General features: G+C 66.9%; 17 protein-coding genes. 11 read left to right on the top strand and 6 right to left on the bottom strand.

Annotated elements, in window-relative coordinates; genetic code table 11:
* Positions 1-33 precede the first annotated feature (33 nt).
* From AC1DGE_RS01080 to AC1DGE_RS01090, 3 genes are all read right to left on the bottom strand, one after another.
* Entirely contained in the window at positions 34-1,101 is a 1,068-nt protein-coding gene (locus AC1DGE_RS01080; RefSeq protein WP_476916723.1) for a glutathione S-transferase family protein, read from the bottom strand.
* A gap of 86 nt (positions 1,102-1,187) precedes the next feature.
* Positions 1,188-1,988 carry a M50 family metallopeptidase gene (locus AC1DGE_RS01085; protein WP_476916724.1) on the bottom strand — a complete coding sequence of 267 codons (801 nt, stop codon included), beginning with the start codon at positions 1,986-1,988 and terminating at the stop codon, positions 1,188-1,190.
* 24 nt (positions 1,989-2,012) lie between these two features.
* Complete coding sequence (locus AC1DGE_RS01090) at positions 2,013-2,366, bottom strand: TraR/DksA family transcriptional regulator (RefSeq protein ID WP_441418738.1); 354 nt, start codon at positions 2,364-2,366, stop codon at positions 2,013-2,015.
* A 178-nt stretch (positions 2,367-2,544) separates the two neighbouring features.
* Here AC1DGE_RS01090 and AC1DGE_RS01095 point away from each other — a divergent pair, with 178 nt between their 5' ends.
* The 5 genes from AC1DGE_RS01095 to AC1DGE_RS01115 all read left to right on the top strand — a co-directional run bounded on the left by AC1DGE_RS01095 (position 2,545) and on the right by AC1DGE_RS01115 (position 11,802).
* Positions 2,545-3,084, top strand: a complete 540-nt coding sequence (locus AC1DGE_RS01095) for a hemerythrin domain-containing protein (protein ID WP_476916725.1) — start codon at positions 2,545-2,547, stop codon at positions 3,082-3,084.
* 7 nt (positions 3,085-3,091) lie between these two features.
* Positions 3,092-5,263 (top strand): 4-alpha-glucanotransferase, encoded by a 2,172-nt coding sequence (gene malQ, locus AC1DGE_RS01100; RefSeq protein WP_476916726.1) that lies wholly within the window; start codon positions 3,092-3,094, stop codon positions 5,261-5,263.
* Between the two features lie 186 nt (positions 5,264-5,449).
* Positions 5,450-6,082 carry a GNAT family N-acetyltransferase gene (locus tag AC1DGE_RS01105; RefSeq protein ID WP_441418741.1) on the top strand — a complete coding sequence of 211 codons (633 nt, stop codon included), beginning with the start codon at positions 5,450-5,452 and terminating at the stop codon, positions 6,080-6,082.
* A gap of 289 nt (positions 6,083-6,371) precedes the next feature.
* Complete coding sequence (locus tag AC1DGE_RS01110; protein WP_476916727.1) at positions 6,372-9,101, top strand: helix-turn-helix transcriptional regulator; 2,730 nt, start codon at positions 6,372-6,374, stop codon at positions 9,099-9,101.
* Positions 9,102-9,231: 130 nt separating this feature from the next.
* Positions 9,232-11,802 carry a LuxR C-terminal-related transcriptional regulator gene (locus AC1DGE_RS01115; protein WP_476916728.1) on the top strand — a complete coding sequence of 857 codons (2,571 nt, stop codon included), beginning with the start codon at positions 9,232-9,234 and terminating at the stop codon, positions 11,800-11,802.
* Between the two features lie 113 nt (positions 11,803-11,915).
* On the opposite strand, the gene cysC is transcribed toward AC1DGE_RS01115, so the two are convergent.
* From cysC to AC1DGE_RS01130, 3 genes are all read right to left on the bottom strand, one after another.
* On the bottom strand, positions 11,916-13,226 hold the full coding sequence (cysC, locus tag AC1DGE_RS01120; protein ID WP_476916729.1) for an adenylyl-sulfate kinase: 1,311 nt from the start codon (positions 13,224-13,226) through the stop codon (positions 11,916-11,918).
* Positions 13,227-13,228: 2 nt separating this feature from the next.
* Positions 13,229-14,200 carry a sulfite exporter TauE/SafE family protein gene (locus tag AC1DGE_RS01125; protein WP_441418745.1) on the bottom strand — a complete coding sequence of 324 codons (972 nt, stop codon included), beginning with the start codon at positions 14,198-14,200 and terminating at the stop codon, positions 13,229-13,231.
* Between the two features lie 202 nt (positions 14,201-14,402).
* On the bottom strand, positions 14,403-16,157 hold the full coding sequence (locus tag AC1DGE_RS01130; RefSeq protein WP_476916730.1) for a PKD domain-containing protein: 1,755 nt from the start codon (positions 16,155-16,157) through the stop codon (positions 14,403-14,405).
* 732 nt (positions 16,158-16,889) lie between these two features.
* Here AC1DGE_RS01130 and AC1DGE_RS01135 point away from each other — a divergent pair.
* Genes AC1DGE_RS01135 through AC1DGE_RS01160 form a run of 6 tightly spaced genes read left to right on the top strand, consistent with a single transcriptional unit; the run spans position 16,890 to position 22,656 of the window.
* Positions 16,890-17,699, top strand: coding sequence for a 3'(2'),5'-bisphosphate nucleotidase CysQ (locus AC1DGE_RS01135; RefSeq protein WP_441417819.1), 810 nt, complete (start codon positions 16,890-16,892; stop codon positions 17,697-17,699).
* Positions 17,692-18,612 (top strand): sulfate adenylyltransferase subunit CysD, encoded by a 921-nt coding sequence (cysD, locus tag AC1DGE_RS01140; protein ID WP_441417818.1) that lies wholly within the window; start codon positions 17,692-17,694, stop codon positions 18,610-18,612. The genes AC1DGE_RS01135 and cysD overlap by 8 nt, the downstream gene beginning before the upstream one ends.
* A complete protein-coding gene (locus AC1DGE_RS01145; RefSeq protein ID WP_441417817.1) occupies positions 18,612-19,853 on the top strand; it encodes a sulfate adenylyltransferase subunit 1 in 1,242 nt (413 codons plus the stop codon). The genes cysD and AC1DGE_RS01145 overlap by 1 nt, the downstream gene beginning before the upstream one ends.
* A gap of 51 nt (positions 19,854-19,904) precedes the next feature.
* Positions 19,905-20,411 carry a PssD/Cps14F family polysaccharide biosynthesis glycosyltransferase gene (pssD, locus tag AC1DGE_RS01150; protein ID WP_441417816.1) on the top strand — a complete coding sequence of 169 codons (507 nt, stop codon included), beginning with the start codon at positions 19,905-19,907 and terminating at the stop codon, positions 20,409-20,411.
* On the top strand, positions 20,411-21,742 hold the full coding sequence (locus tag AC1DGE_RS01155; protein ID WP_476916731.1) for a glycosyltransferase: 1,332 nt from the start codon (positions 20,411-20,413) through the stop codon (positions 21,740-21,742). Before pssD ends, AC1DGE_RS01155 begins: the two co-directional genes overlap by 1 nt.
* The gene (locus tag AC1DGE_RS01160; RefSeq protein WP_476908830.1) at positions 21,742-22,656 is read left to right on the top strand and encodes a glycosyltransferase family 2 protein; all 915 of its coding nucleotides are present in this window, start codon (positions 21,742-21,744) and stop codon (positions 22,654-22,656) included. Before AC1DGE_RS01155 ends, AC1DGE_RS01160 begins: the two co-directional genes overlap by 1 nt.
* The last annotated feature ends 10 nt before the right edge of the window (positions 22,657-22,666 follow it).

Here is a 22,666-nt window from a genome sequence, read left to right on the forward strand (position 1 = left end):
GCCGCCGTCTGCACCGCCCGCCGCGGCCGGTGCCTAGCCCGCGCCGTGTCCGGCGGTAACCTCTTCGCCGGCCCGGACGGGACCCGGCGGCGTGCCGTTGCCGAAGGGGCGGCCGCCGAGGGCCTCGCGGCCGTGCTCCGAGAGCCAGTTGCCCAGTTCCGGACCCTTCGGGACGATCCCGGTGGGGTTGATGTCCTCGTGGACGATGTAATAGTGCTGCTTGATCTGCACGAAGTCGGTCGTGTCACCGAAGCCGGGGGTTTGGAACAGGTCCCGGGCGTAGGCCCACAGCGCCGGCATTTCGCTGAGCTTCTGGCGGTTGCACTTGAAGTGCCCGTGGTAGACGGCGTCGAAGCGTGCCAGCGTGGTGAACAGCCGGACGTCCGCCTCGGTGATCGTGTCGCCCACCAGGTAGCGCTGCCCGGTGAGCCGTTCTTCCAGCCAGTCCAGCGCCGTCCAAAGCCGGTCGTAGGCCGCGTCGTAGGCGTGCTGGGAGCCGGCAAAACCGCAGCGGTAGACGCCGTTGTTGACCTCGGTGAAGACCCGCTTGTTGACGGCGTCGATCTCCTCCCGGAGGGCTTCGGGGTAAAGATCCGGGGCGCCGTCGCGGTGGAATTCCGTCCACTCGGTGGAGAAGTCCAGGGTGATCTGCGGGAAGTTGTTGGTGACCACTGCGCCGCTGGGCACATCGACGATCGCCGGGACCGTGATGCCGCGGGGATAGTCCGGGAAACGGCGGAAGTAGGCCTCCTGGATCCGCTCAATGCCCAGGACCGGGTCCTTGCCGCCGGGATCCAGATCGAAGGTCCAGGAGCGTGCATCGTGGGTGGGGCCGGGCTGGCCGAGAGAGATCACGTCTTCGAGGCCGAGGAGGCGCCGCACGATCACGGTCCGGTTCGCCCACGGGCAGGCGCGCGCCGCGACCAGCCGGTAACGGCCGGGTTCGACGGGCCAGCCGGGCTCCCCGTTGGCCCCGGGCGCGCCGTCGCGGGTGATCCGGTCCTCGATGTAGTTGGTGTCCCGGTTGAACTCCGCACCGCCGGTGACATAGGCGCCCCGCGTGCTGAAGGCCTGGTCCGATTTCGTGGTTGTCTCACTCATGCTCCCAGCCTATGCGCAGCAGGCCAGCCGGACGCACCTGACCGGCCGCACCGGCCCCGGTCAGCCCAGCAGGGCAGCCCAGCAGATCAGCCCATCCGGGCAGCCTGGGCCACGAGGCCGAACAGGCCGGCGACGACCGGCGCCATCGGCTGCCATGCCACCCACCAAGCCGCCGCCACCACGACGCCGAACAGCCCGATCCAGACAAACGCCGGCAAGGGCGTGGAGCGGGCAAGCAGGTACGCGTCCGACGTCGACAGCCGGTTCCGGTGCCGCGAATGCACCGCCACCAGCTTGCCCAGGTCCCGGACGGCAGCCACCAGCAGTGCCAGCCCCAGGCCGATCATCACGTGTCCAATAAACACCGCGGGGACAAAGAGGACCAGCAGCACTGCGGCGAGGACCGCCGCGGCGGTGATCAGTACACCGACGCCGTTGCGCAGGAAGAGGAAAGAAAGCAGCAACACGAGGGTGCCGACCGACATCGCCGCCGGCCCCCAGCCGTTGAAGCCTGACCAGACCATCGCGGCGCCGACGACGGCGGGGACCGGATAGCCCCAGAATGTCGACCAGGCGGCGGCCAAGGGCCGGCGGCTGTAGCTCGTGGTCGTGCCGGAATGGTCCAGGCTCAGCCTGATGCCGCCAAGCCGCTGGCCGGTCATGAGTGCGGCGAAGGCGTGGCCCAGCTCGTGCGTCACGGTGGCGAGCAGGCCAAAGTACCGCCAGCTGGCGCGCGGCAGGGAGAGTGCGACGGCGACGGCGACCACCAGCAGGAGTTCGGTTCCGGTCACCACCGGTGCGGGCGCATGGCTGAACCCGTCCACAATGCGGTGCCACCACGTTCCGGCCAGGTCGTCGGTGGCGAGGGCAGTTGACTCAATGCTCATGGGGGGACTGTTACGCCTTCGCTGTTATGCCGGGCCGGCGCTGTGCCGGATGCAGTAGGGCGTCCACGGCCTGGCCTCAAGCCGGCCCTCGGCAATCGGGCCGCCGCACACCTCGCAGATGCCGTAGCTACCTGCGTCGATCCGGACCAGCGCAGCTTCAATCTGTGCGAGCCCGGCCCTGCTTTGTTCCAGCAGCGCGGAGGCCTGGGAGAGTTCGAAAGCGATCGTCGCCCCCTCCGGATCGTGTTCGTCGTCGACGTTGGAATCCTGCCGGGCGGCATTCACCGACGTGATGTCCCTGCGCAAGGCGGGCAACAGGGCAAGCTTCCGCTCGCGCTCCTGGCTGAGGAGGATCCGGAACCGTTCGACGTCGATCATAGGGTGCAAGGCTAGCGCGGCCGGCCGGGAAGCGTCGAAACCGCCCCAAAACGCCCCGGCCCTGCCGGCAGGTCCGGGCGGCATGCGGGGCCGAAAGGCCTGTTCGCGGGAACCGGGCCGGCCGTACAGTTGGATCAGATTCAGCAGGACCCGAGTTCCGCCCAGCCAGGGAGACGCCATGGACACGCCGGTTCCCAAGAAACCCGAGGAAGAAGCCGGGGCGCTCGCAGCCGTGGAGACGCACCATGCGGGGATGCTCAAACGGCTCGAGGCGCTGATTGCCGCCCTGACCCATGCGGTGAAGGCCCGCGACACCGGAGCCGAGCACGAGGCCCACGAGGTGCTGGTCGAATGGTGCGAGACCGAACTTGTCCCGCATGCGCTTGCCGAGGAGGGCCCGCTGTACGGCGGACCGGGGGCTATGCCGGAGGGACGGCTGCTGGTGGCAGGGATGCTCGCCGAACACAAGGCGATAGTCGGCCTCGTGGAGCGCCTCCGCGCCGCCCAGGGAGTGGACGCCGCCGTCGCCGCCGGCACGATCGGACAGGTCTTCGCCCTGCACCTGGAGAAAGAAAACCGGCTGCTGATGCCGTTCATTGTCGAATCGCCCGGTCTCAGCCTCGCCGCCTCCGTCGCCGGCCTGCACGAGCTGGTGGGGGAGGCCCACATCCACGCCGCCCCCGGTGCCGAACCGCCGGCGCGCCCGGACAACGGCTGACGCGCCCATGAGGGACGGCACGGAACCGGCTGACCACCACCCCGCCACGGCAGACGACGCCGACGCGCTGCTGCGCGAACTGGCAGCGGCCCACGGGGTGGGAACCTCCTATTGGGGCTGGGACGGGGTGGAGCGCTCCGTTGCCGCGGACACCCTTCGCCAGGTCCTCACCGCCCTGGGCGTTGCCTCCGCCGGTCCGGGGGAGATCAAGCGATCGCTGGAGGCAGCCGAGCTGGCCCCCTGGCGCCGGTTCCTGCCGCCGGTCGTGGTGGCGCGGGAGGGAGCAGCGGCATCCTTCGAAGTCCACGTCCCGCACGGGACCGACGTCAATGTCCGGGTCGTCGCCGAGGATGGCGCCCGGCACGACGTCCGGCAGCTGGAGAACTGGGAGGAGCCTCAGGAGATCGACGGCGCCCTGACCGGGCGCGCGAGCTTCGCCATCCCGGAGGGGCTGGCGATCGGCTGGCACACCATCCAGGCGGACGCGGCCGGCACCGCGGCGGAGTGCCCGCTGGTGGTCACTCCGGGGCGGCTGCGGACCACTGCAGCCCTGGCGGCACGCCGCAACTGGGGACTCACGGCCCAGCTCTACTCCGTGCGATCAGCGCGTTCCTGGGGGATCGGCGACTTCGCGGACCTGGCCGATCTGGCCGCCGTTGCCGGGGCGGAAGGGGCGGGGTTCATCCTGGTCAACCCCCTGCACGCCGCGGAGCCCCGGCCCCCGGTGGAGGACTCGCCGTACCTGCCAGCCACCCGGCGCTTCTTCAACCCGCTGTACATCCGGGTGGAGGATATCCCTGAATACGCCTACTTGGAGCCCGGTGCGCTGGCCGAGGCGGACAGCCTCGCGACCCGCCTGCGGGCCGCCAACCGGGAGGCGTCCCTGCTGGACCGCAACTCCAGCTACGAGGCAAAGCTGGCGGTGCTTGAGCGGGTGTTCCGCGTCCGGCGGGGACCCTCCCGTTCACGCCGGTTCAGCGACTTCTGCCGGGACCAGGGCCAGGGGCTCGACGACTTCGCGCTGTGGTGCGCCCTGGCAGAGAGCCTCGACCCCTCGGCGCCCGAGTGGGCGGACGCCGCTGCCTCCCCGGACACCGGGTACTGCGCCGCCCAACGGACCGCGCTCGCGGACCGGATCGAATTCCACCGCTGGCTGCAGTGGATTTGCGACCAGCAACTGGAATCGGCGCAGGACGCCGCGCGGCGGGCCGGCATGGACATCGGCGTCGTGCATGATCTTGCGGTCGGGGTGAAGCTCGGCGGCGCCGACGCCTGGACCCTGTCCGGCGTCCTCGCGCACGGCGTGACGGTTGGCGCGCCTCCGGACATGTTCAACCAGCAGGGCCAGAACTGGACCCAGCCGCCGTGGCACCCGGGGCGGCTCGCCGAGGCCGGCTACGCCCCCTACCGGGACATGCTGCGGACCGTGCTGCGCCACGCCGGCGGGATCCGGGTTGACCATGTCCTGGGCCTGTTCCGCCTCTGGTGGATCCCGGAGGGCGCCGGGCCGGGCGGGGGCACGTACGTGTACTACGACCACGAAGCGCTGATCGGCATCCTGGCCCTCGAGGCCCAACGCGCGGGGGCAGTGGTGATCGGCGAGGACCTCGGCGTTTTCGAACCCTGGGTCCGGGACTACCTGGCCGAACGGGGCATCCTCGGCACCTCGATCCTGTGGTTCGAGCACGACGGCGACGGGCCGCTGGCGCCGGAACGCTACCGGCAGCAGTGCCTCACCAGTGTCAACACGCACGACCTGCCTCCTACCGCAGGCTACCTGGCCGGCGCGCACGTGACGCTCCGCGAGTCGCTCGGGCTGCTGCGGCGCCCGGTCGCGGAAGAACGCGCCGCCGACGCCGCAGAGCAGGAAGCCGCGCTGGAGCTCGTCCGGGAGCGCGGGCTGCTGCCGGCAGCGGCGGAGGCCGGGGAGCAGGCCACGGTGGAGGCGCTGTACGCGTTCACCGCCCTCACGCCGTCGTCGTTGCTCGGTGTGGCGCTGGTCGACGCCGTGGGGGAGACCCGCACGCAGAACCAGCCCGGCACCAGCACGGAGTACCCCAACTGGCGGATACCACTGGCCGGGCCGGAAGGCGTCGTGCTGATCGAGGAACTGCCTCAGGACGCAAGGTTCCGTTCGCTCCTCGGCACGGTCCAGCAGGCCCTCCACCCCCGCGGATAAGTCGTTCGTGGCCGGCCGGCAGCTGGCTGAACCGGCTGCGGATGGGCTGCCGCACAGCCGCGGCCAGCGTGTCGTTGCGGACTGCGGCATCGGGGTGATAATTTCTCTTGCCGCCGAAAATTTGCGGACACATACGGCTTCCGCCGACCCACTCCCCACGCTTCACCGCGCACCAGAAAGGCCGCAATGGCGCTGCTCCTTCCCGACACCCTGCCGACCCTTCAGACGGCCACCGGCAGGTTCGTCCTGGCACCATTCACACCGCTCGACGTCGAGCCGCTGGCGCGCCTTCTGGCCCGCGACGAGATCTGGTCCCAAGGCTTTAGTGACAGTGAGGCCCGGCCCGCGGGTGAGGCCGAATTGTCAGCGTTCGTGGACCGCCGTTTCGCGGGGCTGCAGGTGTTTTCGGTGTACCAGCAGCTCCCGCTGGGACAGTCCCGTTTCGTCGGAACCACCGGCATCACCGAACACGACGAGAGGACGGAGCGCGTGAAGATCGGCCGGACCGTGCTGGACCCGGACCTCTGGGGAGCGAAGGTGAACCACGAGGTGAAGATCACCCTGCTCGACTGGTTGTTCTCCTGCGGGGCTGGACGGGTTGAATGCGACGTGGACAGCCGCAATCAGCGGTCGCTGGCCTCGCTGGCCCGGTTCGGCTTCACTGCCGAAGGCACCCGGCGCCGGTCCTCCCGCAACGCCGACGGCGTCTGGCGCGACTTCGTCATCCTGTCGCTGCTGACCGAGGAGTGGCCGGAGCTGCGTCCCCGCGCGCTGGCTTCCCTGTCCGGGCAGAGGCCCGCCGGGCTGCTCGCCGTCTAGGTCCGGGCCGGGGGACGCTCGCTTTGCTCACGGCTCCGGCGAGATTCTGGAGCACCATGTCCGGCACCTCCTCCCCGCGTGCCAGAGATAGAGGCGTGACGGTACTTGCGGCGTCGCCGAAGGGCGGTCACGAGACGGGTAGGTAGTAGATCCAAGAGGTTGAGTACCGTTGCCGTCCGCCATCAGGACCGGGGCAGGTAAATCGAGTACACGTTACTCGTGTACCTGCGCAGCGCCGTTCGTAGGTTGGGGCTACTGGGTCTCCAACTGAATACGAAGGTCTCGCCTCATGTTCGATTCAAATGCTGCCGTCTTAATTTCTGTTGCCGCAGGCAACCCTAAAAATCGTGATTCCGATGCCCCGGACGGGGTTAAACAGATTTCCCGTCCCGCATGGTGCCGGCAGGACCTGGTCGAGGACATCCTGGGCTCCCTGACCGGCCGCGGCTCACCCGGCGGCTCCTGCGGCGCGGTGGTAGTCGGGGCGCCGGGAGTGGGCAAGACCTTTCTGGCCCGCCAGGCGCTGGAGCGGCTGGACGACAGTTACCTTGTGGTGCAAGTAAATGGCAGTTCCACCTCGGCGTCGACGCCCTATGGCGCCTTGGGATCGCTGCTCAACGACCTCGACGAAGGATGCGCCGAACATCCGCTAAAGGTGGTGGCCGGACTTGCCCAGTTGCTGCGGGACCGGGCAAAGGGGCGCAACATCGTGCTGTTTGTGGACAACACCGAAGGCCTGGACGAGCTCGCCGCGCTCGTCATCAACCGACTGACCGTCCATGGAACCGTTCGCCTGCTGGCCACGGGAGAGGATCTGCTGGCGGCTCCGGGCGACTTGGTGTCGCTGTGGAAGGACAGGCTCATCGGTCGGACAGACGTGGGCGCTTTCAGCCTCGCCGAGGCAAGCCAGTGGCTGCGCAGCTTCTGCGCCGCCGAGGTCTCAACTGCCGCAGCAGTGGCTTTCTGGAGGGCCAGCCGCGGCAATCCGCGGGCGCTCGAACTGATCCTGCGCGATCAGATTGACGCCGGCACCTTCATTGAGGACGCCGGCGTCTGGGTGCTGACCAACCGCACATTCGTGTACGGCGCATGCTCCCGGGACGCCGTCAGCGCCTGGGCCAACCCGGAGTCCGAGGCCGAGCAACAGGTCCTTGAGCTGCTGGCGCTCAGCGGCGGAATGCCATTGAACACCCTCCTGCGCCTGTGCAGCGCCGAAGCCCTCGACTCCCTCACCCGGCGGGGCTGCCTCGACCTGGCAACCGACCGGCGGCCCCTTGTCCGACTCTCGAACCCGTTGGCGGAGCGCGCGATCCGCCAACGCGTCCCCCACGGCCGCAGCCGGACGCTGCGACGGCTCGCTGCACAGACCCAACGAGCAACTGACAGGTCGGCCACGGAAACCCTGGAGCTGGCCCGGTGGGCCCTCGACTGTGGGGAGGCCTTGTCCCCTCAGGAGGCCAGGCATGCTGCCCGGCTGGCCAATCTCGCAGGTCAGCCGCAGCAGGCCCTGAGGTTCGTGGAGCTCCTGGCTCCGAAGGAACGCGGCACCGCTTTGGCCCAACAGGGCCGGGCGTACGCAGCCTTGGGGGACGCAGCAAAGGCCGAACAGCTCTTGTCGCCGGATGCCCTTGACGCCATGGACCTTGCGCTGGGCTGTTGGGTTGAGGCGATGCTGGTGCGCAGTTCCGTCCTCGCATCCCGTCCAGGCCGCGGACCGGAAGCCCGCGCCGCGTTGGACCGGGTGGAAGCCAGGCTGAACGGAGCCGCTGCCGCCTCTGTCCAGGACGCGGCCGGTATCGCCGCGCTGCGGGAGGACGTCGCCCTGGCCAGGGCCGAACTGGACCTCGGCGAGGGCAGATACCGGCAGGCGACGGATGCGCTGAGCCGGCTCTATCCCGCATGCGCGACCCAAGGCAATAAGGTGCATGCTGCCACGCTCCTATGGCAAGCCTGGACGATTGTGGGACGCCATGCGGAGGCCCGGGCCCTTGTCCACGACATGCAGATGCGTTTCACCGCGGAGGAGCTGGCGGCGGTCAATGCCAGGTCAGCGGAGCAGGCACTGTTAAGCGTCTTCCTCGGGACGGCCTCAGATCCCCAGCTTTGCCATAGCCCCGATGCGGGACGGTTCGGCGACGGGATCGCCGCCGTCGCCGCCGTCGCATTGGACCAACTCGCCCAGGGGGCTCTTGACGCGTACTGCGGCCGGGCGGAGCGTGCGCTGGAAAGGCTGTTGCCGGCACATAGTCAGCTGGGGCAGCTGGATACGTCCGGAGCGCAGGCTTTGGCCAGTGCCACGATCGCCTACTGCTACGCCTTGCTCAGGGAAAACGACAAAGCCCTCCAGTATCTGCGCTCTGTGGAGCTGGACGGACGTTGCCCCTCTCAGCTCTCCTTGAGCGTGCGTTCGCTGTTTCAGGTGCTCGCCTCTGCCGAGCTGGCGTCTAAAGAAAAGGCCGGCGTGCGACTGCTGGAACGCGCCGAGGAGGAACGCCGACGCGGCGCGAAACTCCCTGAACTGCTCTTCCTCTGCACTGCCGTGCGCCAAGGCTGCCGGGGCGCTGCCCCCCGGCTGGTCGCGGCGTCAGCTGCCGTCCAGGGTCAGTTCGCGGACGTCACTCACCTGTTCGGAACGGGCATTGTGGAACAGGACAGCGCCGTGCTGCTGGAGGCCGCTGAGGCCGCCGCCCGGATAGGTGATGACCTGTTCGCCAGGGACGCCGCCAGGGAGGCCCAGAAGGTTGCCGACGCGGCGGGGGACCGGGCCGCGGCCAGGGCAGCCAGACACCGGATCAGCAGCAGTGTCCAGAAAATGGGCGTCCTGCCGGCGGAGGAGGACGGACCGACGCTCACAGCGCGCGAACAGGAGGTAGCCCAGCGTGCGGCCGCGGGTGAGAGCAACAAGGCCATCGCCGCGAAAATGTGCATTTCCGTGCGGACGGTGGAGGGCCATCTTTACCAGATCTACGGAAAGCTTCAGGTCTCCAGCCGTGCCGACCTGAAGATGACCTTTGCCTAGGGGGCCGGCGGACATGGACAACGACGACTTTCCCCGCGCCCTGGTGGGCTGCTCCGACCTGGTAGCTTCAATCGTGGCCGCGCTGCAAGACCCTGACCGGGTAGGAGTCCTGCTGGCGGGGGACGCCGGCTTGGGAAAGAGTGCGTTGGCCGGGGCGGTGCTCCGGCAGCTCGGCGCGGCGGTCAAGCCCTTTTGGATCTTTCCCGCAGCGGCGATGACGAAGCTCCCTTTCGGCGCGCTGGCTCCATACCTGGGCTCATACCCCTTGCCGGAGTCCGAACCGTGGCCGTCAGTGCCCCGCCGCATGGAGAAGGTGCTTAGCCGGCGGCTCGAAACCGGGGAACCCACAGCGCTTGTGATCGTGGAAGACGCCGGGAACCTGGATGCAGACAGTTCCAGGGTGCTGGCGCAACTGGCCTTGATGGGCCTGGTAAAGCTGCTGGTGCTCTCCAGACCAAAGCCGGGACCGACAGCAGCTTTTGTTTCCCTCTGGAACGAGGGGCTGCTGCGGCGCTTTGACCTGTCACCGCTCACCGATGCGCAGGCCCGCGAGCTCTGTAGCCAGGTGCTGGGTGGTGAGGTTATCAACAGCGCCAGTACCGCTTTATGCAGGATTGCAGGCGGAAACCCCCTGCTTCTGCTCGCGTTGATCCGCCAGGCCCAGCGCACCGGTGAACTGGTGCTGCGTAACCACGTCTGGATGCTGAAGAACTTTCATCTGCGCGTCGATCAGCAATTGAGGGATCTGGTCCGGGAACAGCTCGCCTGCAGGTCTGCGGCCGAGACGGAGATCCTTGAGACGGTCGCGCTCGCGGAGCCTCTGCCCCTGGCCTGGCTGCACCGGCTCGCCAGTGATTCGGACGTTGACACCCTGATAGAGGACCGGCTCATCACCATTGCCCGGGGGCCGCAAAGGTTGGTGCGGTCGGCCTCCCCGCTGCTGGGAAAGGTGGTGCGCGCCCTTGTTCCTCCGGCCCGCAGCATGATGATCCGCTCGCGCGTGCTCGATGTTGTGGACGGCACGATGCCGGAGGAGATGCAGACGCGGTTGGTCTGCTGGTCCCTGGACTGCGGAGCCGAGGTTCCCGACGAGCAGCTGTTGGGTGCAGCCGCCAGCGCCAACCGGCATTTCGAGCCGATGGTAGCGCTGCAAACGGCCGGAGCGATCGATGGCGAAGTGTTCCGGGCGGCAGCGAAAGTCCAAATGGCAGACGCCCATTTCCATCTTGGTGATCTTCCGCGCGCGGCGGCGCTGCTGCAGGACTGCGTCGACTCCGCCGCGGACCACGCGACGGCGGGGGCAGCATCCATCCTCGCCGCCCGCGTGCATCTCGGCATGGGCGGGCAGACCCTGGAACTGAGGAAGATCGCCGCCTCCTGGCGCGCGTCGGAGCAGCGTCTGGGAGCAGGGAGCCTGACGCCCGGACCGGCCGAGTCAGCCGGTAGCCGGCTGCTGATTCTGCATGCGCTCCACTTGGAGGGACGTTACGCCGAGATCGAGGATGAGCTGGCCGAACGGCTGGCCGACACCGGATCAGATCCGATTACCCGCGCCAAGATTCTCTATCTCTGGGCTGAATTGCTGGTCGCCACCGGTCGGCCGGACAGTGCCTTCCGGGCGAGCGGCGAAATCCTGCAGCTGCTGGGGGGAAGTTCCACGGCGCAGTTCCGGGCGTATGAGCTGGCACGCTTCAAGCATTCGCTGGCACTGGTTCGCCTGGGACGATGGAACCTGGTCGCCATGCCCCCTACGGAGGCCCCCTGGCACGGATTCCGCAGCGGGTTGCACTTCAGCGGGGGACAGTCCTTGGTGGAAGGGCTGGCGGCGCTAAGACAGGGCGACATGGTGACCGCATTGGGCAGGCTTTCGGTCACCATTGAGGCCTTCTTTGAATCAGACTTCGACCACCTCCTGCCGTATGCCTTGGGTTTGGCGGCCTATGCAGCTTCCCTGCTCGGGCAAAACGACGTGGTGGACCGCTACTGCGAGGCTTTCAACCGGGTCCCGTATCGAGGGTCCGCACACTTCCAGCTGATGGGGCAGGCCCACGTCGCGGCAGCGCGGGCGGGACTGCATGGAGCAGCTAACGGCGTCCGGGAGCTGTCAGTGCTGGCTGATCGGGCCAGAGGCATGGGACTGCTCGCGGCGGAGCGGGATGCCCGAGAACTGGCGCTTCGGCTCGGCGACAGCGGCCAATTGCCGCGGCTGGTGGAACTGACGGATCACGGCGAAGGCCCGGAGGCCGAGTGCCTCAATGCCTACGCGCGGGCCCTTCTTCAGCGTGACGCTGAGCAGCTGATCGCGGCCAGCGAAAGGGCACAGGAACTGCGGTACCACCTGCTGGCGGCGGAATGCCTTGGCAAGGCCGTCTGGTTCCTGAACGGCAGCGGGGACCGCAAGCGCGTTCGCGCCGTGGCCCAGTTGCTTCAGCTCAGGCGCAGGGAGCTGGCGGGAATCAGCACCCTGTCCCTGTTCGGCACCGATGACGCCACCTCCCTGACGCCCAGGGAACGCGAAGTAGTCACGATGGTGATCAACGGCAACAGCAACCGCGAAATTGCCCAGCTCGCCTCACTGTCGGTCCGCACTGTTGAAGGACACCTCTACCGGATCTTCAGCAAGCTCGGCATCAACCGCCGCGAAGACCTGACGAGTTGTGACCTGATGGCTGTGCGAAGCGACGCGCTCAGTCCCCGCTGAGGACCGGGGAGAACAGGAACGGTGGTTGGGCTACTGACCTGCCTCCATGACCAGGCCAACAGGAATGTCCTGGCTTACGGCAGATTTCCTCGCTCAACCGCCACGCGCCGTCTTCACTGGCTGAGTTCCACCAGTTCCCTGGCCCCGACGCCCATCGCCGCCAAAATCACATCGACCGCCTCGTCCACCGAGGTGGTGCCGGTATCAAGCACCAGATCGGCGTCGAGCGGCGGTTCATACGGAGAGCCGATCCCGGTGAAGTCCGGTATGTCACCGGCCCGGGCCCGTGCGTACAGTCCCTTTCGGTCCCGCGCTTCGCATACCTCCAGCGACGTGGCCACGTGCACCAAGACAAACGAGCCGACAGTCTCGGCCATCGCCCGGACCTCCTGACGGGTCGACTCGAACGGCGCGATCGGAGCGCAGACGGCAACTCCGCCGGACTTGGAAACCAGGGAGGCGACCCACCCGAGCCGGCGGACGTTGAGATCCCGGTCCTGCCGGCTGAAGCCAAGACCCGAAGACAGGAGCCTGCGCACGTCGTCGCCGTCCAGCAGCGTGACGGGGCGGGAGTCTGCCCGCTGCAGCCGTTCCGCCAGTGCGCGGGCGATTGTAGATTTCCCGGAACCGGACAGGCCCGTCAGGAAAACGACAGCACCCAGCGGTGGGGTGCCTGCTGCCAGCGGTTCGGGAGCGGCGGCGGCACGCCGCCTCGGCGCTGCACTGGCCGCGGCCCCCGCATCGGAGGTGTAGTTGAGCAGGATGGAGGCGCCCAGCCGGAGCAGCACGTAGTCGCGCAGGGTCCGGTCCCGGGCGCCGGACGCACCCTCGAACGCGGGCAGGACCAGCAGTCCGGTCCGGGCTCCAACCAGCTGCTCCGTGCAGCGTTCAAGGACGGAAAGCAGTTCCAAGACCGTATAGTTTCCGTGCTCCTGGCAGCCGGCAACCGCGACAAGCCACAACCTGGCGTGATGGCGGATTGCCATACCCATCGCTTCGGCGAGCTGGGCAGGCTCCGGCAGCCGGTCGAACGCCGCCACCAGGCTCGGATCCGTGTCCTGTCCCGGTCCGGTGAGGGGCCGCGTCAGACGCAGCCGGCGCATGGGCGGGTGCTCGGCGGGCTGAAGGGCTTCCAGCCGGCCGGCAAGGTGCATGGTGCCGTTTCCCGCGCCCTGGCCGGCGGATACGGTCAATCTAGCCAGCGGTGTGCCATCCGGATCCGTGATCAGCAGGGCGCTGCAGTCCACCGCCTGTTGGCCGACGGCGGCGGGCACCGAGAGCGTAAACGGCCAGGGCCATTCCGGTGGAACGTTGGAGGGCAGAGCATAGCCGTCCGCCGGGCCGTACAGGCCGCCCAGCAGGAGTTCCAGCTCATCGAGCCGGGCGCCGGTCAGAACGTGTGATGGTTCAGAACCGAAGAGCAAGCTCACAGTGTCCCCCTGATTCCGCTCGTTGAGTTTAACAAGGCGGCTGCCTCGCGCCGACGTCGGCTCTCCACGGTGGCCAGCGCCGGGAAACCCTTCTGCCGGCGCAGATACATCCATGCCAGGGGCGCCACCAGCAAGGCGGCCACCAGAATCCCTGCTGTTACCGGGTCCGGGACGGAGAGCATCTTTAGCGCCGAGGCCAGCAGCACAAAGGCCAACGCCCGGCGCACGAAGCCGCCCGAGAGACGGGAGGACAGCATGGCCCCGAGGTAGACGCCGGGGATGCTGCCCAACACTAAGGGCAGGGTCAAGCCGAGGTTCAGATCGCCGAAGAGCGTGTGCCCCACGGCCGCAGCGAAGACCAGGGGAACGGCCTGCAAGAGATCGGTGCCGACCAGCTGGTTGGCCTTGAGCCCTGGGTAGATGAGCATGAGCCCGATGATGATCAAGGATCCGCTTCCGACGGACGTCATGCCCACCACAATGCCGCCCAGAATGCCCAAAAGGACGGTGGGCAGAACCCGGACCGCCACCTGCGGCCGCTCTGTAGGCAGCTCGGCTCCGCGCCCGTCCGCGCTGCGTGCGCGCTCGGCAAGCCGGAGGTAGGCCCGCACCACCAACAGGATGGCGCTCAAGAGCAGAGCGAAGCCGAGCGCCGTTTTGACCATCTGCTGGACGTCCTCGCCGGGGCCCAGCCATTTGAGGACCAGCACGCCGCAGAAGGCTGAAGGCACCGAACCCACCGCCAACCACTTAACCACGTCCAAGTTCACCGTCCGGCGCCGCAGGTGTACCAGGGAGCCCACCGGCTTCATGACGGCGCTGGCGACGAGGTCGCTGGAGACCGCGGCGAGCGGGGGAACGCCAAAGAACAGCACCAGTGCGGGGGTCATCAGGGCGCCGCCGCCCATACCTGTCAATCCAACGACGATGGCTACACCGAAAGCGGTCAACGCCAAGTTCAGGTCCATGGCCCAGATCCTGCCACCGAGGACGCACCGGACAAACAGGTAGTTCGGTGCCTCCGAGAGTAGTCACCGGGGCCGGGCAGACAGTGTAACCAGGTCCGATGCCGCGTGGTCAGGCGCGAAGCGCCCCCGCCGCAACCCCGCCGCAGTCCTGACGGACGGCCGATCGACGGGCAAGGCCGCCGCCGGCACGGCATTCACTCCGCTAGCCGCTGGTGGTGGTTGTTGCGGTGAGGTCGAAGCTGATGTCTTTGGTKGCGTGGTAGTTCAGGTGGGTTTCGGCGGCGATGGTGTTGGTTCCGTTGACCAGCAGGGAGAGTGGGACGTTGAAGGTGACCGGGGCGGCGTTGGCGTTGGAGGTGGGGATTGCTGCGGTGGCGTAGGTGTTGATGGTGACAGTGCCGGTGGGCATGCGGGTGCGGCCGACTTCGGTGCCGTTGACGTAGATGACGACGCCGTCGTCGGCGACGGTGGTGAGTTTGAGCGCGGTGACGGCGGAGGCGGTGGGGATGGAGAAGCTGCGCAGGAAGTAGGCGGCCAGGGGSCGGGCGCTGGTGGTGGCGGARGGGTTGAGGTTGGTTCCCARCGGRGTTGAGCCGTAGCCCAGGGCGCCGGGACCGGTGTTCCAGGCGGAGGAGTTGTAGCCGGRGTTYTTCCAGGCCGGGTCCGGTGCGGTGGTGCTGTACCGGTATTTCCACACTGATTTGGCGGGCACGACGACGTCGGTGACGGAGCCGGAGGAGGTGGAGACGGTGACCGGGGTGGTTTTGGTGCCGGTTGCTCCCTGGGTGTCGGTGACGGTCAGGGTCACGTTGTAGGTCCCCGCGGCGGCGTAACTGTGCGAGGCCGATACCCCGGTCCCGGTGCTGCCGTCTCCGAAGGCCCATCCGTAGCCGGTGATGCCGGCGTCGTCGGTGGAGGCGCTGGCATCGWAAGCCGCGGTCAGACCGGAGGCCGAGGCGGTGAACGACGCCACCGGCGCGGCATTCACCGTGAAGGGAACGCGCTGCACCGCAAGGACGGCCGAGGTGTCGACGACAGTCACCTTCAGCCATTCATCCATCGTTGCTCCGCCTTCCACCGTGATCCTGGAAAAGTTCGGGACCGGGGTGGTGAGTCCGTAGTACGACAGCCACGTCGACGACGTCAGCGGGCGGTCGCTGGCGAAGCTGTGAGTGTCCCCGTTGAAGAGGAAAACCGGGAGTTGATAGGCCAGGGATTCGGAGGCGAAGGCTTTCACCAACGGTTCGTAGGCGGTGCGGCTCGGGGTTCCCTTGAACATATCGGCCTGGGTCGTGAAGACCACGGCACGGCTGGCGTTCGCGGTGGCACGTTGGAAGGCAGCGTGAATGAGGGCAATGCCAGCGTCGGTTCGTGCGTTGACTTCGGCGGTCTGGGCACTCGTCGGCGCTGAATATCCGCTCCAGGTTGCCAGATCGTTGGCCGAGCCCACGATGTGCACCGCGGCGAACGTGAGGCCTTCCCGGTCGTAGAGCACGTTCTCCGGATAGCCGGACTGTGCCGTGACGCTGGCCGCGTTCCGTCCGAGCGTAGTGCCGGGAGCCGGGAAAAAGACCTGGCGCAGGGCGGCCAGGCGGTCGAGCGGATTGGCGGCACCCACGGAGGCACCCGAACAGTCGGCCCATTCATTGTCGCCGGGCGTATAGACCATCGGATCGGCAAAAGTGTCGAAATTCGCCCTGATGTTCGCGTAGTACGAGTCGGAGCAATTAGGCGGGCCACCGATGTCGCCGAGATGGGTCACCAGCTGCACTTGGGGATCCGCATTGATCTGCCCGATCCGCTGCGGGAAAACGCTAAGCTGCGTGGAGCCGTAGGGAGTGTCCCCGATCACGGCGAAGCTGAAGGGGGTAGCGGCCGCGACCGTTTCCGCGGCGGCTGCGGTGAAGGTCAGGGACAGCGCGATGGCGGCCAGAGCTGAAACGAGCTTGAGCTTCACCGACATCTCCTCGCATTAGGACAGCTAATCCTGGAGACCGTTCCTGCCGCAATCACGGTTCGGGTGGCCCAGATCCGGGTGCCGGTAGCCGCTCCAAACCGTCTCGGGTACCGAAAGGCTACAAGTGGGGCATCCGGTTGTCCAGCACGCGTGCCGCCGTGAATTCGCACTGTAAATCCGCGCGAATCCGCGGCGGCGCTGCGGACTCACGGGACCTGCGTTCGGCCGGGGTTCGCCGGCCAAGTAGGGCCGGGCCTTTGCGAGTGGTCCGTACCCGCCCATCAATGGCCGGCCCAGTAGTCCGGGCCAAATACGCGATGAGACTGCCGGAAAAGACGCGTACTGCTTACTCGCGTGCCCGGCCGGAGGCACTCCTAGGTTTGTTTGATACATCCAGTCAGCAAACACCTCTGGGTACTGAGTAGGTCTCGACAATGTGCTCTTCGAACATCGGCTCCGTGACGGGCTTTTCCAGCTTGTCCTGGCAAGTTTCGGCGCGCTGCGGCCACCGTGTCCCGGCCGTCGGCCCGGTCGCAGACGGCGGGGACAGTGCCGGCCGAACCGCCATCCCGGCATGTGGCAGATTCGGCGGGCCGCAACTCAACTGGCAATCCAGCGTCCGCCTCGATTTGTACTACGTAAAAAAACTGGTCTCTCGCCGGCGACATCATCCTGCGGCCCAACGCCACGATGATGAAGAACCCAGCCGGCGCTTACTAAAACGGGGGAATCATGCCTTTGCTCAAACACGAGCGTCCCATCAGCGCCGAACTGTCGGATGCCAAGCTGGCCGCGGCGCTGGCTGAAGGGGCCGGAGACCTCCTGAGGACCCTGCAGGGCCGGGACACCACCTTCACCCCCAAATCCCTGGGCGCGGAGGGGGACAGGCGCTCCCATCAATTCCTGAAGAAGATGCTGCTCCGCACCCGGCCCAAGGACCAGGTCCTCTCCGAGGAGGCGCCGGACCAGGTCTCGCGCCTGCGGGCCGAACGGGTATGGATCATTGACCCGTTGGACGGGACCCGCGAATTTTCCGAAGGCCGCCGCGACTGGGCAGTGCACGTCGCACTGTGGCAGGAAGGCGAGCTGACGGCCGGCGCAGTCGCGCTTCCCCGGCTGGACATGGTCCTGACGGGCGAGGACGGCGGCGGATCCGCCGCTCCCCACACGGGTCTGAGAATGGCCGTGTCCCGGAGCAGAGCGCCGGAAATCGCCGGCTCCGTGGCCGCAGACATCAACGCCACCCTAATTCCGATGGGCTCAGCCGGGTTTAAAACGTGCGCCGTCGCCAGCGGCGAAGTCGACCTTTACCTGCACGACGGCGGCCAGTACGAATGGGATTCCGCCGCACCCGTCGTCGTCGCCCGTGCCGCCGGACTGCATGTGAGCCGCCTCGACGGCTCGGCACCGCGGTACAACCAGGAAAACCCCTACCTCCCGGACCTGCTGGTCTGCCGCCCGGAACTCAGCGGACTGGTGTTGGCAGCAATCGGCAGGGCAAAACAGCAAAGCCCCCAAACGAAAGGACACGCCGGTGCGTGACGTGACCGAAAGCCCTAGGCGCATTCTTTCCCAGCTTGAGGTTCTCGAGTCCGAGGCCATCTACATCCTCCGGGAAGTGGTGGCGGAGATCGAGCACCCGGCGCTGATGTTTTCCGGCGGGAAAGATTCGATCGTCATGCTGCACCTCGCCGGTAAGGCGTTCGCTCCTGCCCGTATACCGTTTCCGGTGCTCCATATCGACACCGGCCACAACTTCCCGGAGGTGCTTGAACTCCGGGACCGCATGGTGGCCCGGTACGGATTGAACCTGGTGATCGGATCCGTTCAGGACGCCATTGAGCGTGGGATTGTTCGGGAAGAGCCGAACGGCTCCCGGAACCGGATACAGACCCCGGTGCTGCTGGAAACGGCGGAGAAGAACGGCTTCACCGCCCTGCTGGGCGGTGCCCGCAGGGATGAGGAAAAGGCCCGGGCCAAGGAGCGCATCTTCTCCTTCCGGGACGAGTTCGGCCAATGGGACCCCAAGAAACAGCGTCCCGAGTTGTGGAACCTGTTCAATGCCAAGGTCCACTTGGGTGAAAGCATCAGGGTGTTTCCGCTGTCCAATTGGACCGAGCTCGATATTTGGGAGTACATCGCGGCCGAAGGCATCGAAGTGCCCTCCCTCTACTACGCCCACCAGCGCGAGGTTTTCGAGCGCAACGGCATGCTGTTCGCAGCTAACGAGCTCTGCCAACCCGCCGCCCACGAGCCGACATTCACGGAATCGGTCCGCTACCGCACGGTGGGGGATGCCACCCTGACCGCCGCCGTCCGATCCCATGCCGACACCGTAGAGCTGGTCCTCGAAGAAGTCGCTGCCTCCCGGATAACCGAACGCGGGGCAACCCGCGGCGATGACCGGGTCAGCGAAGCGGCGATGGAAGACCGAAAGAAAGAAGGCTACTTCTGATGGACCTGCTGCGATTTGCCACTGCCGGATCGGTCGACGACGGCAAGAGTACCCTGATCGGTCGCCTGCTGTACGACTCCAAGTCCATCTTCAGCGACCAGCTGGAAGGAGTTGAGCGGACCAGCCGTGAAATGGGCTCGGAATACACAGAACTGTCGCTGCTGACGGACGGGCTGCGGGCCGAGCGGGAACAGGGCATAACCATCGACGTCGCGTATCGGTATTTCGCCACCCCGTCGCGGAAATTCATCATTGCGGACACCCCCGGCCACATCCAGTACACCCGGAACATGGTGACCGGGGCCTCCACCGCGGACCTGGCGATTGTGCTGGTAGACGCCAGGAAGGGACTCGTTGAGCAGAGCCGCCGCCACGCCTTTCTGGTTTCCCTGCTCCAGGTTCCACACCTTGTGCTGGCCGTCAACAAGATGGACCTCGTGGGTTACTCGCGCCAGGTCTACGAGGACATCCGGCGGGAGTTCACGGAGTTTGCGGCAAAGCTGCAGATCGCAGACCTGACCGTCATCCCCGTCTCCGCCCTGCACGGGGATAACGTCGTGGACCGCTCGGAGAACATGCCCTGGTACGAGGGCGGTTCACTGCTCAACCACTTGGAGAACGTATACATCGCCAGCGACAGGAACCTGGTGGACGGACGGTTCCCTGTGCAGTACGTAATCCGGCCGCACACCAGCGAGCACCACGACTACCGCGGCTATGCGGGCAAGATCGCCGGCGGGGTGATGCGAACCGGGGACGACGTGATCGTGTTGCCCAGCGGGCTGCCCAGCCGCATCGCGTCCATCGAAACCGCCGATGGTCCGGTGGACGAGGCGTTTGCGCCGATGTCTGTGACAGTCCGGCTGGAGGATGACATCGACATTTCGCGCGGGGACATGATCTGCCGGCCGCACAATCAGCCGAGCGTGTCCCAGGATATCGATGCCATGGTCGCGTGGATGAGTGAGGAGCCTCTCCGGCCCGGGCAAAAGCTGGCCCTCAAGCACACCACCCGCAACACCAGGGCCCTGGTGCAGTCCGTGCAGTACGAACTCAACGTCAACACCCTGCACCGGGACGAATCCGCCCCCGAACTTGGGCTGAACTCCATCGGCCGCGTCCGGCTGCGGACGACGACGCCGCTGCTGACCGACGAGTACCGGCGGAACCGTGAAACGGGCGGATTTGTACTGATTGACGAAAACACCCACAGTACCGTCGGCGCCGGAATGATCATCTGAAGCCACTGGCCGGGGCCATCACGCGTCACTTATCGGGGAGGATCAAAAGCAATGAGGTCAGGGAAAGTTTTTCAGGAGGGTCCGCGTGCTGCGACACCGGGCACTGAGCGGATTCTGCTGGTGGGTTCCAGCGGCGGTCATCTGGCGCAGCTGATGTCGCTGCGCCCCTGGTGGTCTGCGCATGAGCGGGCGTGGGTCACCTTTCCCACCGAGGATGCGAAGTCGAACCTCGAGGCGGAGACCGACGTTTCATGGGCGTTCTCGCCTACTACACGCAATATTCCCAATCTGCTCAGGAACGCCTGGCTTGCCTATCTCGTGATTCGCCGCTTTCTCCCCACCGTCGTCGTCTCCACCGGCGCCGGGAGCGCTTTCCCGTTCTTCGTCGCGGCCAGGGCTCTGGGCATCGCGACTGTGTACATAGAGGTCTTCGACAGGGTTGAGAGCCCCACCTTGACCGGCCGGCTCTGCCGCCCCTTCTCGGATCTCATGCTTGTCCAGTGGCGGGACCAACTTGGTCTGTACCCGGATGCGCAGTTGCTGGGAAGACTCCTCTGATGAGCAGGGCATCCAGGACAATAACGGTACTGGTGGGAACCGACTGCCATCCGTTCAAGAGAATCATCGACTGGGCCGACAAGTGGGCCCAGGCGAATCCGTCGGACCGGGTGATGGTTCAGTACGGCCACAGCGCACCACCGCGTATTGCCGCCGGCCGGGACTTCGTCTCGCCCAAGGAGCTGGCCAACCTGTTGGAGAGCAGTGAGATCGTCATTCTTCACGGTGGCCCTGCCACGATTTCAGAGGCGCGAAAGGCCGGCCACCTCCCATTGGTGTTTCCCCGGGACCCGCAATACGGGGAACATGTCGATGACCATCAGCAACGGTTCACGCGCTGGTCCGCCGAGAGGGGCCTCGCCATTTGCGTGGAGTCGGCGCCGGAACTGGACGCCCATGTGGCCGCGTCGGCGGAGAACGGCGCGGGAACCCGTCTCCTGATGGAGACCGAAACCTTCGGCGCCGACGAGGCCGCGCAGAAGCTGGCCGCACTGCTGCACAAGCGCCGGACCTCGACGAACCGCGCCTCCGTCGGAGCGCCCGTGGTGCTGTATGTTGCTGCTCCGGCCCACTCCGTGGACACCGTGCTGGAGTCGGTCGGGGGCCGCGCCTCAGTGGCTGTCCTCGGCGATACGCGCCAGCTCTGGCAGCGCGGCATCCTCGACAACGAGGATTGCAGCTGTGGCGTTCCCTTCCATGAGTGCGGGTTCTGGAAGGCCGTCGGCAAGTCCGCGTTCGGCGGTTGGGACGAAGTCGATGTCCGCGGTGTCAGCAGGCTTGCCGACGCCGCCATGCCGGCACGGAGGTTGGGGCCGGCGGCGCTGGCTGGAAGGCGGGAAGGACGGCTGCAGCTGGCCCGGTACAGCGGTTATTACCAGGCCATCTATGCTGCTGCCAGGGATGTCTCAGGTGCAGACGTCCTGGTCGACTCAGGCGAGGACCCAACGCTGGCCTACGCGCTGAGCCATAATCGAGAGATCGACCTCCGATTCCTCGAGATCGCCACGGCTGCTCCGTTCTGGTCCAAGACGCGGACCGCAGCCATGCGGGACAAACCGTCCTGGCTGAGCGCAGCATGGGCGGCCCACGCATTGAGCCGCCACCACATTCCCCGGGCCTGCCTGCCGCCGTCGGCCGCAAACGATAAGCAAGTCGTCGCAGGGGCCTGGACCGAGTTAGGACTGCCCGGTGGCAGTGCCGGCGACGGCGCCGCCGATGGTGCCGCTGGCCGGATCGGCCGGCCCACGGGGCCGTTCCACGCCATGGCTGCACGTCACGCCATGGCCGCCCGTCGCACCAACTCCGTACCCGACCCCGTTGCAGGGTGGTGATGACCATGGACCGGGTCACGGCCATAATTGCCACGAGGGACCGCCCGGAGATGCTGCGACAGGCGGTCAGCGCCGTGCTGGCGCAGACCTACGCCGGATTCATCGAAGTCCTGGTGGTCTTCGACCAGTCCGACCCTGACTATTCCCTCGCCGAGGAATCAGCTTCCCGAAGCGTGCGTGTTCTGACCAACGGGCGGAAGCCGGGACTGGCCGGTGCCCGCAACAGCGGCATCGAGGCAGCAACGGGGGAGTTCATCGCGTTCTGTGACGACGACGACCTCTGGCTAGGGCACAAGATCGAGGCGCAGGTGCAGGTGCTGGCGGACAGTCCCGGCACTGAGTTCGTGACCTGCGATATTACGGTCTCCTACGACGGGCAGTCCCACGACCGCCCGTTGGGGAAGTCCTGGATCACTTTCGTCGATCTGCTCCGCGACCGGCACACAGAACTCCATCCCTCGACATTCCTGATGCGGCGCTCCGCCGTCCTGGACGGGTTCGGTCTGGTGGATGAAGACGTCCCCGGCGGATTCGGCGAAGACTACGAGTTTCTCTTGAGGGTCTCCCGCCGGGGGCCGATTGCCCACGTCCGCCGGGTTTCGGCCATGGTCAGGTGGGGGAGCCAGTCCTTTTTCTTCCGCCGCTGGCAAACGATGTGTGATGGTCTGTCATGGATTCTGGACAAGTACCCGGAGTTCGACACGGTACCCGCCGGGGCTGCCCGGATCAGGGGCCAGTTGGCGTTCGCCCACGCGGCCATGGGTGAGCGGCGAAAGGCCCTGCGTTGGGCGGTATCGGCTGCCCAACGCAATCCCTTGGAACCACGCGTTCCCCTGGCTGCCGCCGTCGCGTGCGGCATTGTGACTCCGGCCCGCGTTATGGAGGCACTCCACAAACGGGGCCGCGGCATTTAGCGGCCGGCGC

The sequence above is a fragment of the Arthrobacter sp. 05N425 genome, assembly GCF_056397125.1.